Here is a 17,642-nt window from a genome sequence, read left to right as displayed (position 1 = left end):
CTATTGCATAAGTAACACTAACTTTTGTCAAAGAAGTGTTACTATATAATTAATACTTTTGAAAGTAACTAATTCCAAAACATTGTAAATAAAGGAAGCGTATATCATGAAGCAACCGATTTTAAATAAATTAGAAAGTTTAAATCAAGAAGAAGCGATTTCTTTGCATGTTCCGGGTCATAAAAATATGACTATCGGTCATTTATCTCAATTATCAATGACAATGGATAAAACTGAAATACCTGGATTAGATGATTTACATCATCCTGAAGAAGTCATTTTGGAAAGTATGAAACAAGTGGAGAAACATTCAGATTATGATGCTTATTTCTTAGTGAATGGTACCACTTCGGGAATATTATCTGTCATTCACGCTTTTTCACAGAAAAAAGGCGATATCTTAATGGCAAGAAATATACATAAATCTGTATTACATGCTCTCGATATTAGCCAACAAAAAGGCCATTTTATTGAAACGCACCAAAGTCCGTTAACGAATCATTATAATAAAGTTGATTTAAGCAGTTTGAATAATGACGGTCACAAACTTGCTGTACTGACATATCCTAACTATTATGGTGAAACGTTTAATGTAGAACAGATTATTCAAAATTTACATCAATTAGATATTCCTGTACTCATTGATGAGGCACATGGTGCACACTTTGGATTGCAAGGATTTCCAAATTCTACATTAAATTATCAAGCTGACTATGTTGTTCAATCTTTTCATAAGACATTACCAGCTTTAACGATGGGGTCGATACTTTATATTCATAAAGATGCACCTTATAGAGAAAATATTATAGAATATCTAAGCTACTTCCAAACATCTAGTCCTTCGTATTTGATTATGGCTAGTTTAGAGTCAGCTGCCCAGTTCTATAAAACATATGATAGTAACGTGTTTTTTGATAAGAGAGCGCAATTAATCGAATGTTTGGAGAAGAAGGGTTTTGTAATGCTTCAAGTTGATGATCCGTTGAAGTTATTGATAAAATATGAAGGCTTTACAGGTCATGATATTCAAAATTGGTTTATGAATGCACATATCTATTTAGAATTAGCTGACGACTATCAAGCATTAGCGATATTGCCGTTATGGCATCATGATGATACGTATTTATTTGATTCGCTTTTACGTAAAATTGAAGATATGATTTTACCGAAAAAATCAGTTTCTATAGTTAAACAAACACAACTTTTAACAACTGAAGGAAACTACACTCCGAAACATTTTGAACATACTACTTGGTGTGAATTGAAAAAGGCAAAAGGTAAAGTTCTGGCGCGACATATTGTCCCATATCCGCCAGGGATTCCTATTATTTTCAAAGGAGAAACAATAACTGAAAATATGATAGAATTGGTAAATGAATATCTGGAAACTGGAATGATAGTTGAAGGAATTAAAAATAATAAAATTTTAGTTGAGGATGAATAAAATGTCAGCTTTTATAACTTTTGAGGGCCCAGAAGGCTCAGGTAAAACAACTGTAATTAATGAAGTTTATCATAGATTAGTAAAAGATTATGATGTCATTATGACTAGAGAACCAGGTGGTGTTCCTACTGGTGAAGAAATACGTAAAATTGTATTAGAAGGCAATGATATGGACATTAGAACTGAAGCAATGTTATTTGCTGCATCTAGAAGAGAACATCTTGTATTAAAGGTCATACCAGCTTTAAAAGAAGGTAAGGTTGTGTTGTGTGATCGCTATATCGATAGTTCATTAGCTTATCAAGGTTATGCTAGAGGGATTGGCGTTGAAGAAGTAAGAGCATTAAACGAATTTGCAATAAATGGATTATATCCAGACTTGACGATTTATTTGAATGTTAGTGCTGAAGTAGGCCGCGAACGTATTATTAAAAATTCAAGAGATCAAAATAGATTAGATCAAGAAGATTTAAAGTTTCACGAAAAAGTAATTGAAGGTTATCAGGAAATCATTCATAATGAATCACAACGGTTCAAAAGCGTTAATGCAGATCAACCTCTTGAAAATGTTGTTGAAGACACGTATCAAACTATCATCAAATATTTAGAAAAGATATGATATAATTGTAAGAAGAGGTGTTATAAAATGAAAATGATTATAGCGATCGTACAAGATCAAGATAGTCAGGAACTTGCAGATCAACTCGTTAAAAATAACTTTAGAGCAACAAAATTGGCAACAACAGGTGGATTTTTAAGAGCAGGTAATACAACATTCTTATGTGGTGTCAATGATGACCGCGTAGATGAAATATTAACTGTTATTAATAATACATGTGGTAATAGAGAACAGTTGGTTTCACCTATTACACCTATGGGAGGAAGTGCGGATTCGTATATTCCATATCCAGTAGAAGTTGAAGTTGGCGGTGCTACAGTATTTGTTATGCCAGTTGACGCATTCCATCAGTTTTAATTCTATAATACAATCATCAATTTGAAATACTTAAAACAATGTATTAATAAGTTATTAACAATTTTGGGTTGCTTGACTGCGACTAGTTCTGATGCAAATAGATATGATTTTATGTGGTTGCAAAGTGCTTCACGAATCATAGTTACTATTGTTGCAGTAATTAGTTGCTCTTTGGCAACCTTTTTATATAAAAGTAAAAGGGAGTTTGTAATAAATGGATGAACAGCAACAATTGACAAATGCATATCATTCAAATAAATTATCGCATGCCTATTTATTTGAAGGTGATGACGCACAAACGATGAAACAAGTTGCGATTAATTTTGCAAAACTCATTTTATGTCAAACAGATAGCCAATGTGAAACGAAGGTTAGTACATATAATCATCCAGACTTTATGTATATATCGACTAATGATAGTTCAATTAAGAAAGAGCAAATTGAACAACTTGTGCGCCATATGAATCAACTTCCTATAGAAAGTCAATATAAAGTGTATATTATCGAAGATTTTGAAAAGTTAACTGTTCAAGGGGAAAACAGTATCTTGAAATTTCTTGAAGAGCCACCGGACAATACGATTGCTATTTTATTGTCTACAAAGCCTGAACAAATATTAGATACAATTCATTCAAGATGTCAGCATGTTTATTTCAAACCTATTGATAAAGAACAGTTTGTAAATAGGTTGGTTGAACAGGATATTGCTAAGCCAGTAGCTGAAATGATAAGTACATATACAACGCAAATAGATAACGCAATGGCTTTAAACGAAGAGTTTGATTTATTAGCTTTAAGAAAATCAATTATACGTTGGTGTGAATTGTTGCTTACTAACAAACCAATGGCAATGATTGGGATTATTGATTTATTAAAACAGGCTAAAAATAAAAAACTGCAAACTTTAACGATTGCAGCAGTTAATGGATTCTTTGAAGATATCATACATACAAAGGTAAATGTAGATGATAAACGAATATACAGCGATTTGATTAGTGACATTAATCAGTATGCGCAAAAATTAACATTCAATCAATTGGTTTTAATGTTTGATCAACTTACAGATGCACATAAAAAACTGAATCAAAATGTTAATCCAACGCTAGTATTTGAACAAATCGTAATTAAGGGTGTGAGTTAGATGCCAAATGTAATTGGTGTTCAGTTCCAAAAAGCGGGGAAATTAGAATATTATACACCTAGTGATATACAGATAGATTTAGATGACTGGGTTGTCGTAGAATCTAAAAGAGGCATAGAGATAGGTATCGTTAAAAATCCTATGATAGATATTGCAGAAGAAGATATTTGTTTACCTCTTAAAAGTGTTATTCGTATTGCTGATGAAAATGATATTGAAAAATATTATTGTAATGAGCGAGATGCTGAAAATGCATTAGTATTATGTAAAGATATTGTAAGGGAACAAGGCTTAGATATGAGATTAGTCAACTGTGAATATACATTAGACAAATCGAAAGTCATATTTAACTTTACGGCTGACGATCGTATAGATTTTAGGAAACTAGTCAAAATATTAGCTCAACATTTGAAAACGCGCATTGAACTTAGACAGATAGGTGTTAGGGATGAGGCTAAATTACTTGGTGGTATTGGTCCATGTGGTCGATCATTATGTTGCTCAACATTTTTAGGTGACTTTGAACCTGTTTCAATTAAAATGGCTAAAGATCAAAATTTATCCTTAAATCCAACTAAAATTTCTGGAGCATGTGGACGTTTAATGTGTTGTTTGAAATATGAAAATGATTACTATGAAGAAGTACGTGCGCAATTACCGGATGTTGGTGAAGCAATTGAAACGCCAGATGGTAGCGGGAAAGTTGTTGCTTTAAATATATTAGACATATCTATGCAAGTGAAGCTTGAAGGACATGAACAGCCACTTGAATATAAATTAGAAGAAATAGAAACTATGCATTAAGGAGGCATTATTACATTTGGATCGCAATGAGATATTTGAAAAAATAATGCGTTTAGAAATGAATGTCAATCAACTTTCAAAAGAAACATCAGAATTAAAAGCAATTGCTGTTGAACTTGTGGAAGAAAACGTGGCTCTACAAATCGAAAACGATAATTTGAAAAAAGTGTTAGGGAATAATGAATCGAGTATTCAAGATACAATAAATCCCATGCCAACAAAAGAGGTTAAAAAACCGTTACCTAGTAAAGATAACCTAGCAATATTATACGGTGAAGGTTTTCATATCTGTAAAGGTGAACTATTTGGAAAACATAGACATGGTGAAGATTGTTTGTTTTGTTTAGAAGTTTTAAGTGATTAATCATTCAATCACAAATAGTGTTATAATAATGGATAAATAAAGTTATGCTAAGTCTGAGACAGTATGTGTTTCAGACTTTACTTATGTATTAGTTTTAAACAATGTTATGAGTTATTACTTAATATTAATTTTTTCATATTAAGTGAGCATGCAATATAATATGGTTTATTAATGTGTAAGACATAATTCGAAAATATTTGGAATAGGTATGTAATGTGTAAACACCATTAAATTTAGACTTTTGCGTATTCAGTAAAGAAGCACATTTTCATAGGAGTTAAAAATGTTAAAACAAAATGAACGATTTGATCAATTAATCAAAGAAAATTTTAGTATTATTCAAAATGACGATGTATTTTCATTTTCAACAGATGCATTATTATTGGGGCATTTTACAAAGCCAAGAGCAAAAGATAAAGTACTAGATTTATGTTCTGGCAACGGCGTGATACCTTTACTATTATTCGCGAAACATCACCATCAAATAGATGGTATCGAAATCCAAGAAACTCTCGTAGATATGGCGCGACGCACGTTTCAATTTAACGAGGTTGAAGACTATTTAACGATGCATCATATGGACTTGAAAAATGTCACGAAAATATTTAAACCTTCACAATATACGTTGATAACATGTAATCCTCCGTATTTTAAAGAGAATCAGCAGCATCAACATCAAAAAGAGGCTCACAAAATCGCGAGACATGAAATTATGTGTACACTTGAAGATTGTATGATTGCAGCACGTCATTTATTAAAAGAAGGTGGCAGGCTAAATATGGTACATCGTGCAGATAGACTGATGGATGTCTTATTTGAAATGAGAAAAGTAAATATCGAACCTAAGAAAGTAGTCTTCATATATAGTAAATTAGGCAAACCAGCACACACGATAGTTGTTGAAGGTCGTAAAGGCGGTAATCAAGGATTAGAAATCATGCCTCCGTTTTATATTTATGATGAAAGTGGAAAATATAGCGATGAAATGAAGGAAGTATATTATGGATAGTCACTTTGTATATATAGTAAAATGTAGTGATGGTAGTTTATATACAGGATATGCTAAAGACGTAAATGCGCGGATTGAAAAACATAATCGCGGTCAAGGTGCTAAATATACTAAAATAAGACGGCCGGTACAGTTAGTTTACCAAGAAGCGTATGAGACAAAGTCCGAGGCATTGAAGCGTGAATATGAAATTAAAACGTATTCTAGACAAAAGAAATTGCGATTGATTAAGGAGCGATAGCATGGCTGTATTATATTTAGTGGGAACCCCCATTGGAAATTTGGCAGATATAACTTATCGAGCAGTTGATGTACTTCATCATGTCGATATGATTGCCTGTGAAGATACACGTGTAACAAGTAAATTATGTAATCATTATGATATCTCAACACCATTAAAGTCGTACCATGAGCATAATAAGGATAAGCAGACTACTTTTATTATTGAACAATTACAATCTGGACTAAATGTTGCACTTGTATCAGATGCAGGATTGCCATTGATTAGTGATCCAGGATATGAATTAGTTGTTGCAGCTAGAAAAGCTAATATTAAAGTGGAAACTGTACCTGGACCAAACGCAGGTTTAACTGCTTTGATGGCTAGTGGCTTACCTTCTTATGTTTACACATTTTTAGGATTTTTACCTAGAAAAGAAAAAGAAAAAACTGTTGTACTAGAACAACGCATGTATGAAAATAGCACGCTTATACTATATGAATCGCCACATCGTGTAACAGATACTTTAAAAACAATTGCAAAGATAGATGGCACGAGACAAGTGTCTTTGGGACGAGAGTTAACTAAGAAGTTTGAACAAATAGTCTCGAATGATGTAACGCAAATGATAGCACTAATTCAACAAGGTAACATTCCGTTAAAAGGCGAGTTTGTTATTTTGATTGAAGGTGCTAAAGCGAACAATGAGATATCGTGGTTTGATGATTTGTCTATCATTGAGCATGTTAATCATTATATTGAAACTTCACGGATGAAACCAAAGCAGGCAATCAAGAAAGTTGCTGAAGAACGACAACTTAAAACAAATGAAGTTTATAATATTTATCATCAAATAAGTTAACCAATTGATTTGCTACTAATAAGACGCTATCTATGATAAAAAATTAATGACATCGTCGATATTTAATGTAAAATAAATACATTGATAGCAATAAATAATAAAACAATGAACAAGATGAAGATGGGAAAGTAAGATATATGACCACGTCCATTGAAATGCTTGAAAATCTTAGATATTATTTGAAGTGAAACATTACGAGGAGGAACAGTTATGGCGAAAGAAACATTTTATATAACAACCCCAATTTATTATCCTAGTGGGAATTTACATATAGGACATGCATATTCTACTGTTGCAGGAGATGTTATTGCAAGATATAAAAGAATGCAAGGGTATGACGTTCGTTACTTAACAGGTACAGATGAACATGGTCAAAAAATTCAAGAAAAAGCACAAAAAGCTGGTAAAACTGAAATTGAATATTTAGATGAAATGATTGCTGGAATTAAACAACTTTGGGCAAAACTTGAAATTTCAAATGATGATTTTATTAGAACCACTGAAGAACGTCATAAACATGTTGTTGAACAAGTGTTTGAACGACTATTAAAACAAGGTGATATCTACTTAGGTGAATATGAAGGCTGGTACTCTGTTCCGGATGAAACATATTATACTGAGTCACAATTAGTTGATCCACAATACGAAAACGGTAAAATTATAGGTGGTAAAAGTCCTGATTCAGGACACGAGGTTGAATTAGTTAAAGAAGAGAGTTATTTCTTCAATATTAGTAAATATACTGATCGATTATTGGAATTCTATGATCAAAACCCTGATTTCATTCAACCACCATCAAGAAAAAATGAAATGATTAACAACTTTATTAAACCAGGACTTGCAGATTTAGCTGTTTCTCGTACATCATTTAACTGGGGTGTTCATGTTCCGTCTAATCCCAAGCACGTTGTATATGTGTGGATTGATGCACTAGTTAACTATATTTCAGCTTTAGGTTACTTATCAGATGATGAGTCATTATTTAACAAATATTGGCCAGCGGATATTCATTTAATGGCTAAGGAAATTGTACGTTTCCACTCAATAATTTGGCCAATCTTATTAATGGCATTAGACTTACCATTACCTAAAAAAGTCTTTGCGCATGGATGGATTTTGATGAAAGATGGCAAAATGAGTAAATCTAAAGGAAATGTTGTAGACCCTAACATTTTAATTGATCGTTATGGTCTGGATGCTACGCGTTACTACTTAATGCGTGAACTACCATTTGGTTCAGATGGCGTATTTACACCAGAAGCTTTTGTGGAGCGCACAAACTTCGACCTAGCTAATGACTTAGGTAACTTAGTAAACCGTACGATTTCAATGATCAATAAATATTTTGATGGTGAATTACCTGCGTACCAAGGCCCACGTCATGAATTAGATGAAGAAATGGAAGCTATGGCATTAGATACTGTGAAGAGCTACACAGAAAGTATGGAAAGTTTACAATTTTCAGTGGCATTATCTACGGTATGGAAGTTCATTAGTAGAACAAATAAATATATCGATGAAACAACACCGTGGGTATTAGCTAAAGATGAGAGTCAAAAAGATATGTTAGGCAATGTTATGGCGCATTTAGTCGAAAATATTCGATTTGCAGCAGTGTTATTACGTCCGTTTTTAACACATGCACCAAAAGAAATTTTTGAACAATTAAACATTAATAACCCGCAATTTATGGAATTTGGTAGCTTAGAACAATATGGTGCATTAACTGAATCGATAATGGTAACTGGTCAACCAAGACCTATTTTCCCAAGGTTAGATAGCGAAGCAGAAATCGCATATATTAAAGAATCAATGCAACCGCCTGCTACTGAAGAGGAAAAAGAAGAAATTCCTAGCAAACCTCAAATTGATATTAAAGACTTTGATAAAGTTGAAATTAAGGCTGCAACGATTATTGATGCTGAACATGTTAAGAAGTCAGATAAATTATTAAAAATACAAGTGGATTTAGATTCTGAACAAAGACAAATCGTATCAGGAATCGCGAAATTTTATACACCAGACGATATTATTGGCAAAAAAGTAGCTGTTGTTACAAACTTGAAACCAGCTAAATTGATGGGGCAAAAATCTGAAGGTATGATTCTATCTGCTGAAAAAGATGGCGTTCTAACTTTAGTGAGTTTACCAAGTGCAATTCCAAATGGTGCAGTGATTAAATAACAGTATTTTTAAATTAGGAGAGATAATTATGTTAATCGATACACATGTCCATTTAAATGATGAACAATACGATGAAGATTTAAGTGAAGTGATTACACGTGCTAAAGAAGCAGGTGTCAATCGTATGTTTGTAGTCGGTTTTAATACACCGACGATTGAACGTGCGATGAACTTAATCGATGAGTATGATTTCCTATACGCAATTATTGGTTGGCATCCAGTTGATGCAATTGATTTTACAGAAGAGCGACTAGATTGGATTGAATCGTTAGCCAAACATCCAAAAGTGATTGGTATTGGTGAAATGGGATTAGATTATCATTGGGATAAATCTCCTGTAGATGTTCAAAAGGAAGTTTTTAGAAAGCAAATCGCTTTAGCTAAGCGTTTGAAGTTACCAATTATCATTCATAACCGTGAAGCAACACAAGACTGTATCGATATCTTATTGGAGGAACATGCTGAAGAAGTAGGTGGTATAATGCACAGTTTCAGTGGTTCTCCAGAAATTGCAGATATTGTAACTAATAAACTGAATTTTTATATTTCATTAGGTGGACCTGTAACTTTTAAAAATGCAAAGCAACCTAAAGAAGTAGCGAAACATGTGCCATTAGATCGATTGCTTGTAGAAACTGATGCACCATATTTATCACCACATCCATATAGAGGTAAGCGAAATGAGCCAGCAAGGGTGACATTGGTAGCTGAACAAATTGCTGAATTAAAAGGTTTATCTTATGAAGAAGTGTGTATGAAAACTACAAAAAATGCTGAAAAGTTATTTAATTTAAATTCATAAAATTGAAAGCGGAAAAGAACATCGCCATTAAATGATACGATATTATGTTCGTTAAATATGCTATGGTTCTTTCTCGCTTTTTTAAATTAAAATATTAATCCAGTCGAATGAATTGAAAAAAGATAGTCTTTAGTTTTAAAAACTATATAGTAGAGAAAGGCGTTTTAAATGAAAATCAATGAGTTTATTGTTGTAGAAGGTCGAGATGATACTGAACGTGTTAAACGAGCTGTAGAATGTGATACGATTGAAACTAATGGCAGTGCAATCAATGAGCAAACTTTGGAAGTAATTAGAAATGCACAACAAAGTCGTGGTGTCATTGTACTGACAGATCCGGATTTTCCAGGAGATAAAATTAGAAGTACAATTACAGAGCATGTAAAAGGTGTTAAACACGCATATATTGATAGAGACAAAGCTAAAAATAAAAAAGGGAAAATCGGTGTTGAACACGCTGAATTAGAAGACATAAAAGAAGCGTTGATGCATGTGAGTTCACCATTTGAAGAAGCATTTGAGTCAATTGATAAAGCGGTGTTAATAGAATTAGGGCTAATTGTCGGCAAAGATGCTAGACGTCGTCGTGAAATTTTAAGTAGGAAATTACGAATTGGTCACTCAAATGGAAAGCAATTATTGAAGAAGTTAAATGCTTTTGGTTATACGGAAATAGATGTAAGGCAAGCTTTAAAAGATGAATAAGGAAGTGAATCAGTTGGATAATAAAGATATTGCAACGCCATCTCGAACACGAGCATTATTAGATAAATATGGATTTAATTTTAAGAAAAGTTTAGGTCAGAACTTTTTAATAGACGTTAATATTATAAATAATATTATTGATGCAAGTAATATTGATGAACGTACTGGTGTTATTGAAATTGGACCTGGTATGGGGTCATTAACCGAACAGCTGGCGAAACATGCTAAAAAAGTATTGGCATTTGAAATAGACCAACGCTTAATACCTGTACTTAAGGACACATTATCACCATACGATAACGTGACAGTGATTAACGAAGATATATTAAAAGCAAACATTAAAGCAGCAGTTGAAAACTATTTACAAGATTGTGAAAAAATAATGGTTGTTGCAAACCTACCTTACTATATTACAACGCCGATACTTTTAAATTTGATGCAACAAGATATACCTATTGATGGCTACGTAGTAATGATGCAAAAAGAAGTAGGTGAACGCCTAAATGCTGAAGTAGGATCAAAGGCATATGGCTCTTTATCGATTGTTGTTCAATACTACACTGAAACAAGCAAAGTATTAATTGTACCTAAATCTGTATTTATGCCGCCACCAAACGTAGATTCAATAGTTGTAAAATTGATGCAGAGAAAGGAACCGCTAGTAAAAATCGATAATGAAAAGGCATTTTTTAAATTGGCAAAAGCAGCATTTGCTCAAAGAAGAAAGACGATTAACAATAACTATCAGAATTTCTTTAAAGATGGTAAACAACATAAAGAAACGATTTTACAATGGTTAGAACAAGCGGGAATTGATCCAAGACGACGTGGCGAAACACTAACTATTCAAGATTTTGCTAAATTGTACGAAGAAAAGAAAAAATTCCCTCAATTAGAAAATTAAATGATTGACAAAGCAAACCACTATTGATAAAATTTAAATTTTATTTGACGAAAACGCTGCAAATATGGTATTATGTAACTTGTAGCGAGGTGGAGCAATATGCCAAAATCAATTTTGGACATCAAAAATTCTATTGATTGTCATGTAGGAAATCGTATTGTACTGAAAGCCAATGGAGGCCGTAAGAAAACAATAAAACGTTCTGGAATTTTAAAAGAAACATATCCGTCAGTTTTCATTGTTGAGTTAGATCAAGATAAACACAATTTTGAGAGAGTATCGTATACATACACTGATGTGTTGACTGAAAATGTTCAAGTTTCATTTGAAGAGGATAATCATCACGAATCAATTGCACACTAAATAAGACACATAGAGATGTTAAACGTTTCTTAAGTATAAGAAGTAAATATTATGATAATTATTTGAGTGTTGGGCATTATGTTCAATACTCTTTTTATTTACGACACGTTTATGTCTGTGTTTCGCTTATAGTTTTTCAGTAAATGGATAATGTATTTACACATAAAAATACAAGTAAATGTTAAGTGATTAGATGGAAAAAATTACTTTTTTATTAAAAAAACACTAAAAAACAAATTAAAATGTCAAATATTAATTCTCTTTATGTTAAAATCATCATATTAAGATAACGAAAAGAGGGCGCAAAAATGATATATGAAACGGCACCAGCCAAAATTAATTTTACGCTCGATACACTTTTTAAAAGAAATGATGGCTATCATGAGATTGAAATGATAATGACAACAGTTGATTTAAATGATCGTTTAACTTTTCGTAAAAGAAAGGATCGAAAAATAGTTGTTGAAATTGAACACAATTATGTGCCTTCGAATCATAAAAATCTTGCATATCGTGCAGCACAATTATTTATTGAGCAGTATCAACTAAAGCATGGTGTGACCATAACTATTGATAAAGAAATACCTGTTTCAGCAGGATTAGCTGGTGGTTCAGCAGATGCAGCAGCAACATTAAGAGGATTGAATCGACTTTTTAATATTGAGGCAAGTTTAGATGAATTAGCTCAACTAGGCAGTGAAATTGGAACGGATATTCCGTTTTGTATTTATAATAAAACTGCATTATGCACTGGAAGAGGCGAAAAAATCGAGTTTTTAAATAAACCACCATCAGCATGGGTGGTTCTAGCTAAACCAAACTTAGGTATATCATCACCAGATATATTTAAGTTAATCAATTTAGAGAAGCGATATAAGGTGCATACGAAAATGTGCTATGAGGCGTTAGAAAAAGGTGATTATCAACAGCTATGTCAAAGTTTGTCTAATCGATTAGAGCCAATTTCTGTTTCGAAACATCCACAAATCGATAAATTAAAAAATAATATGTTGAAAAGTGGTGCAGACGGTGCGTTAATGAGTGGAAGCGGACCAACTGTGTATGGGCTAGCACGAAAAGAGAGCCAAGCAAAAAATATTTATAATGCAGTAAACGGTTGTTGTAATGAAGTGTACTTAGTTAGACTATTAGGATAGAAGGGTTGAAAAGATGAGATATAAACGAAGCGAGAGAATTGTTTTTATGACACAATATTTGATGAACCATCCAAATAAATTAATTCCATTAACTTTTTTTGTGAAAAAATTTAAGCAGGCGAAGTCTTCTATAAGTGAAGATGTCCAAATTATAAAAAATACATTCCAAAAAGAAAAGTTAGGTACTGTAATTACTACTGCTGGTGCAAGTGGTGGTGTTACATATAAACCAATGATGAGTAAAGAGGAAGCAACAGAAGTTGTTAATGAAGTCATTACTCTATTAGAAGAGAAAGAACGTTTGTTACCTGGTGGGTATTTATTTTTATCAGATTTGGTAGGTAATCCAACGCTACTTAATAAAGTTGGTAAGTTAATTGCCAGTATTTACATGGATGAAAAATTAGATGCAGTTGTTACTATTGCAACAAAAGGTATTTCATTAGCAAATGCTGTTGCTAATATTTTAAATTTACCTGTAGTAGTTATTAGAAAAGATAATAAGGTAACTGAAGGTTCTACGGTTTCAATTAATTATGTGTCAGGATCTTCGAGAAAAATAGAGACGATGGTGCTTTCAAAGAGAACATTAGCTGAAAATTCAAATGTTTTAGTTGTTGATGATTTTATGAGAGCCGGTGGTTCTATAAATGGTGTAATGAATTTAATGAATGAGTTTAAAGCCCATGTAAAAGGGGTATCAGTACTTGTAGAATCAAAAGAAGTTAAACAACGATTAATTGAAGATTATACTTCCTTAGTGAAATTGTCTGATGTTGATGAATATAATCAAGAGTTTAGCGTAGAACCTGGTAACAGTTTATCTAAATTTTCATAAAAAGGAGTTTTTAATATTATGAAAATAATTAACACAACAAAATTGCCAGAAGCACTTGGACCATATTCTCATGCAACAGTTTTAAATGGAATGGTTTATACTTCTGGACAAATTCCATTGGATGTAGATGGAAATATTGTTAGTGATGATGTTCAAGAACAAACAAAACAAGTTTTGGAAAATTTAAAGGTTGTTTTGGAGGAATCAGGTTCTGATTTGAATTCTGTTGCAAAAGCAACAATCTTCATTAAGGATATGAATGATTTCCAAAAAATTAATGAAGTGTATGGTCAATATTTTGATGTACACAAACCAGCGCGTAGTTGTGTAGAAGTTGCGCGGTTACCAAAAGATGTAAAAGTAGAAATTGAATTAGTAAGTAAAGCTAAGGAATTATAATTTTCGATTAATATGTTTAATCAAGCTTCTAAATAACACAGATATATATACTATAGGGGGGCTCACTACATGAAAGTGACAGATGTAAGACTTAGAAAAATAGAAACAGATGGACGAATGAAAGCGCTCGTTTCCATTACATTAGATGAAGCTTTCGTAATACATGATTTACGTGTAATCGAAGGGAACTCTGGTCTGTTCGTCGCAATGCCAAGTAAACGTACACCAGATGGTGAATTCCGCGACATCGCACATCCGATTAACTCAGATATGAGACAAGAAATTCAAGATGCTGTGATGAAAGTATATGATGAAACAGATGAAGTAGTACCAGATAAAAACGCTACATCAGAAGATTCGGAAGAAGCTTAATAAATTTAATGTCCAATGATGTTAGAAACTCGCAATGAGTATTTATAAAACTGTCGATGAAGTATAATGCTTTGTCGACAGTTTTTTATTATTCGTTCCAAGATTTAATCTTTATTTTGTAATGATACTTTGTTGGAATATATTATCTGTAAATATCAATTTATGTGACGCATTATGTGACGCATTATATTTTGATTTGCTAATTGTAGTGTGCGTGTTTCTTTTAAAATGAATTTAAAATTGTTTGGCATAATCGCTACTTTAAATATTGAGGAGAAAATGCTCAACGTAATAATTACATGTTGGTCCGGGAAAAATTACTTGAATTAGGACGATACTGTGACACTATGATTTTATTCAATACAAGATCACGATTTGATTCGAATAAGAGTGACGCATATTTTTATATGCGATGTAGAAATTTATTTTAAAAAGGAACGAATTGAAAACAATGCCTTTTATATGTTGAAAGAGCATTGTAGATTAAATTATAATAATGACGAAGTGTAAAATTTAATGGGGGTTAATGTTCATGCGAAGACATGCGATAATTTTGGCAGCAGGTAAAGGCACAAGAATGAAATCTAAAAAATATAAAGTGCTACACGAGGTTGCTGGTAAACCTATGGTCGAACATGTATTAGATAGCGTTGAAGGATCAGGTGTCGATCAAGTTGTAACCATCGTAGGACATGGTGCCGAAAGTGTAAAGGGACATTTAGGCGAACGTTCTTTATACAGTTTTCAACAAGAACAACTCGGTACAGCGCATGCAGTACTAATGGCGAAATCACATTTAGATGGCGAGGAAGGTACAACAATTGTAGTGTGTGGCGATACACCACTTATCACAAAAGAAACGTTAGAAACACTAATTGCGCATCATGAGGATAATGATGCACAAGCTACAGTATTATCTGCTTTAGTTCAAAATCCATATGGTTATGGAAGAATTGTTCGCAATCAATCAGGACGTTTAGAATGCATTGTTGAAGAGAAAGATGCAACGCAATCTGAAAAAGAAATCAATGAAATTAGTTCAGGTATTTTTGCATTTGATAACAAAGTGTTATTTGAAAAATTAGCACAAGTGAAAAATGATAATGCTCAGGGCGAATATTATCTTCCTGATGTTTTAGCGTTAATTTTAGAAAATGATGGTATTGTAGAAGTTTATCGTACTAATGATCTTGATGAAATTATGGGTGTGAATGATCGTGTCATGCTTAGCCAAGCTGAAAAGGCGATGCAACGACGTACGAATTATAAACACATGATAAATGGTGTTACAATTATCGACCCTGACAGTACATTTATAGGTCCAGACGTTACAATTGGTAGCGATACGGTAATTGAGCCGGGTGTAAGAATTAATGGCCAAACTGAAATAGGTGAAGATGTAGTGGTTGGTCAATACTCTGAAATCAACAATAGTAAGATTGAAAATGGTGCATTGATTCAACAATCAGTTATAAATGATGCCTATGTTGGTGCACACACTAAAGTCGGTCCATTTGCGCAGTTGAGACCGGGTGCAAATTTAGGTGCAGATGTTAAAGTTGGTAATTTTGTTGAAATTAAAAAGGCAGATCTTAAAGATGGTTCTAAAGTTTCACATTTAAGTTATATTGGTGATGCCGTCATAGGAGAACGTACAAATATTGGTTGTGGAACGATTACAGTTAACTATGACGGAATAAATAAATTTAAAACTGTTGTCGGTAAAGACTCATTTATCGGTTGTAATGTTAATTTAGTAGCACCAGTAACTGTTGGTGATGCGGTATTAGTAGCTGCAGGTTCAACAATCACGAATGATATTCCTAATGACAGTTTAGCTGTAGCAAGAGCAAGACAAACAACAAAAGAAGGATATAGGAAATAAATATTTACGTAGCTATAGTGACTAGGATAAAAGGAAAATCCTATGTAATAATAATGTAATCTTTATGATTTAAGGATTCGAATAGTAATGAGGTTGCATTTTATATATAATAGTAATTGCGTAAGTAAATAATTGGAGGACTATAAATGTTAAATAATGAATATAAGAATTCGTCATTAAAGATTTTTTCATTGAAAGGAAACGAAGCATTAGCGCAAGAAGTTGCTGACCAAGTAGGTATTGAACTAGGTAAATGTTCAGTTAAACGTTTTAGTGATGGAGAAATTCAAATTAATATCGAAGAGAGTATTCGTGGTTGTGACGTATTTATTATTCAACCAACATCATATCCTGTAAACCTACACTTAATGGAATTATTAATTATGATTGATGCTTGTAAGCGTGCTTCAGCAGCAACAATCAATATTGTAGTGCCATATTATGGATATGCAAGACAAGATAGAAAAGCACGTAGCCGTGAACCAATCACAGCTAAGTTAGTAGCAAACTTAATCGAAACAGCAGGTGCAACACGTATGATTGCATTAGACTTGCATGCACCTCAAATTCAAGGATTCTTTGATATCCCAATTGATCACTTAATGGGTGTGCCAATTCTTGCTAAGCATTTTAAAGATGATCCAAATATTAACCCAGAAGAGTGTGTGGTTGTGTCACCTGACCACGGTGGTGTTACACGTGCTCGTAAATTGGCGGACATTTTAAAAACTCCAATTGCAATTATAGATAAACGTCGTCCTAGACCAAATGTTGCTGAAGTTATGAACATTGTTGGTGAAATTGAAGGACGTACAGCAATTATTATTGACGATATTATTGATACTGCAGGTACAATCACGTTAGCTGCACAAGCATTAAAAGATAAAGGTGCTAAAGAAGTTTATGCATGTTGTACGCACCCTGTTTTATCAGGCCCTGCAAAAGAACGCATCGAAAATTCTGCGATTAAAGAATTAATCGTGACAAACTCAATTCATTTAGATGAAGATCGTAAACCTTCTAACACTAAAGAATTATCAGTTGCAGGTTTAATTGCACAAGCTATCATTCGTGTTTACGAAAGAGAATCAGTTAGCGTATTATTTGACTAATTTTAAATAGCCGTTTGACGAACATATATCAAACGTGTATAATAGTTTCGTTCGTGATTATACGAATAAATAAACACTTGCAAGCAACGTTCATGTTGATG

Annotated in this window: 20 protein-coding genes and 1 pseudogene; all 21 read left to right on the top strand. The window is 32.8% G+C overall.

Annotated elements, in window-relative coordinates:
- The first annotated feature begins 106 nt into the window (after window positions 1–106).
- The gene (locus CD116_RS06505) at window positions 107–1,444 is read left to right on the top strand and encodes an aminotransferase class V-fold PLP-dependent enzyme (protein WP_047551648.1); all 1,338 of its coding nucleotides are present in this window, start codon (window positions 107–109) and stop codon (window positions 1,442–1,444) included.
- Window position 1,445: 1 nt separating this feature from the next.
- Window positions 1,446–2,063: a dTMP kinase gene (tmk, locus tag CD116_RS06500; RefSeq protein ID WP_001272126.1), complete on the top strand. Its 618-nt coding sequence runs from the start codon at window positions 1,446–1,448 to the stop codon at window positions 2,061–2,063.
- Window positions 2,064–2,090: 27 nt separating this feature from the next.
- Window positions 2,091–2,420, top strand: a complete 330-nt coding sequence (locus tag CD116_RS06495) for a cyclic-di-AMP receptor (RefSeq protein ID WP_000781981.1) — start codon at window positions 2,091–2,093, stop codon at window positions 2,418–2,420.
- A 214-nt stretch (window positions 2,421–2,634) separates the two neighbouring features.
- Window positions 2,635–3,561: a DNA polymerase III subunit gene (locus CD116_RS06490; protein ID WP_047428367.1), complete on the top strand. Its 927-nt coding sequence runs from the start codon at window positions 2,635–2,637 to the stop codon at window positions 3,559–3,561.
- Window positions 3,562–4,365: a PSP1 domain-containing protein gene (locus CD116_RS06485; protein ID WP_047450494.1), complete on the top strand. Its 804-nt coding sequence runs from the start codon at window positions 3,562–3,564 to the stop codon at window positions 4,363–4,365.
- A 16-nt stretch (window positions 4,366–4,381) separates the two neighbouring features.
- A complete protein-coding gene (gene yabA, locus CD116_RS06480; RefSeq protein WP_047551653.1) occupies window positions 4,382–4,729 on the top strand; it encodes a DNA replication initiation control protein YabA in 348 nt (115 codons plus the stop codon).
- A gap of 283 nt (window positions 4,730–5,012) precedes the next feature.
- Window positions 5,013–5,738: a tRNA1(Val) (adenine(37)-N6)-methyltransferase gene (locus CD116_RS06475; RefSeq protein WP_047551656.1), complete on the top strand. Its 726-nt coding sequence runs from the start codon at window positions 5,013–5,015 to the stop codon at window positions 5,736–5,738.
- The gene (locus CD116_RS06470) at window positions 5,731–5,979 is read left to right on the top strand and encodes a GIY-YIG nuclease family protein (RefSeq protein ID WP_047551659.1); all 249 of its coding nucleotides are present in this window, start codon (window positions 5,731–5,733) and stop codon (window positions 5,977–5,979) included. The genes CD116_RS06475 and CD116_RS06470 overlap by 8 nt, the downstream gene beginning before the upstream one ends.
- A 1-nt stretch (window position 5,980) precedes the next feature.
- Window positions 5,981–6,820: a 16S rRNA (cytidine(1402)-2'-O)-methyltransferase gene (gene rsmI / locus CD116_RS06465; protein WP_047551662.1), complete on the top strand. Its 840-nt coding sequence runs from the start codon at window positions 5,981–5,983 to the stop codon at window positions 6,818–6,820.
- Between the two features lie 210 nt (window positions 6,821–7,030).
- Entirely contained in the window at window positions 7,031–9,004 is a 1,974-nt protein-coding gene (gene metG, locus CD116_RS06460) for a methionine--tRNA ligase (RefSeq protein ID WP_047428381.1), read from the top strand.
- Window positions 9,005–9,032: 28 nt separating this feature from the next.
- A complete protein-coding gene (locus CD116_RS06455) occupies window positions 9,033–9,806 on the top strand; it encodes a TatD family hydrolase (RefSeq protein WP_047551665.1) in 774 nt (257 codons plus the stop codon).
- Between the two features lie 168 nt (window positions 9,807–9,974).
- A complete protein-coding gene (gene rnmV, locus CD116_RS06450; protein WP_047450481.1) occupies window positions 9,975–10,511 on the top strand; it encodes a ribonuclease M5 in 537 nt (178 codons plus the stop codon).
- On the top strand, window positions 10,504–11,415 hold the full coding sequence (gene rsmA / locus CD116_RS06445) for a 16S rRNA (adenine(1518)-N(6)/adenine(1519)-N(6))-dimethyltransferase RsmA (RefSeq protein WP_078101803.1): 912 nt from the start codon (window positions 10,504–10,506) through the stop codon (window positions 11,413–11,415). Before rnmV ends, rsmA begins: the two co-directional genes overlap by 8 nt.
- Before the next feature lie 99 nt (window positions 11,416–11,514).
- Window positions 11,515–11,778 (top strand): biofilm formation stimulator Veg, encoded by a 264-nt coding sequence (veg, locus tag CD116_RS06440; RefSeq protein WP_001126664.1) that lies wholly within the window; start codon window positions 11,515–11,517, stop codon window positions 11,776–11,778.
- Between the two features lie 308 nt (window positions 11,779–12,086).
- The gene (gene ispE / locus CD116_RS06435) at window positions 12,087–12,935 is read left to right on the top strand and encodes a 4-(cytidine 5'-diphospho)-2-C-methyl-D-erythritol kinase (protein ID WP_047551671.1); all 849 of its coding nucleotides are present in this window, start codon (window positions 12,087–12,089) and stop codon (window positions 12,933–12,935) included.
- Between the two features lie 13 nt (window positions 12,936–12,948).
- Window positions 12,949–13,773, top strand: coding sequence for a pur operon repressor (gene purR, locus CD116_RS06430; protein WP_047428394.1), 825 nt, complete (start codon window positions 12,949–12,951; stop codon window positions 13,771–13,773).
- 18 nt (window positions 13,774–13,791) lie between these two features.
- Window positions 13,792–14,172: a RidA family protein gene (locus CD116_RS06425; protein ID WP_047531658.1), complete on the top strand. Its 381-nt coding sequence runs from the start codon at window positions 13,792–13,794 to the stop codon at window positions 14,170–14,172.
- 69 nt (window positions 14,173–14,241) lie between these two features.
- Window positions 14,242–14,544, top strand: a complete 303-nt coding sequence (spoVG, locus tag CD116_RS06420) for a septation regulator SpoVG (protein ID WP_000868993.1) — start codon at window positions 14,242–14,244, stop codon at window positions 14,542–14,544.
- Window positions 14,545–14,973: 429 nt separating this feature from the next.
- Window positions 14,974–15,054, top strand: a pseudogene (locus CD116_RS14080) (hypothetical protein); the annotation flags it as partial.
- A gap of 22 nt (window positions 15,055–15,076) precedes the next feature.
- Window positions 15,077–16,429, top strand: a complete 1,353-nt coding sequence (glmU, locus tag CD116_RS06415; protein WP_047531656.1) for a bifunctional UDP-N-acetylglucosamine diphosphorylase/glucosamine-1-phosphate N-acetyltransferase GlmU — start codon at window positions 15,077–15,079, stop codon at window positions 16,427–16,429.
- Window positions 16,430–16,575: 146 nt separating this feature from the next.
- Window positions 16,576–17,541: a ribose-phosphate diphosphokinase gene (locus CD116_RS06410; RefSeq protein WP_000933774.1), complete on the top strand. Its 966-nt coding sequence runs from the start codon at window positions 16,576–16,578 to the stop codon at window positions 17,539–17,541.
- The last annotated feature ends 101 nt before the right edge of the window (window positions 17,542–17,642 follow it).

Source organism: Staphylococcus schweitzeri, assembly GCF_002902405.1.
GTDB lineage: Bacteria > Bacillota > Bacilli > Staphylococcales > Staphylococcaceae > Staphylococcus > Staphylococcus schweitzeri.
This window is presented reverse-complemented; position numbering and strand designations above follow the sequence as displayed.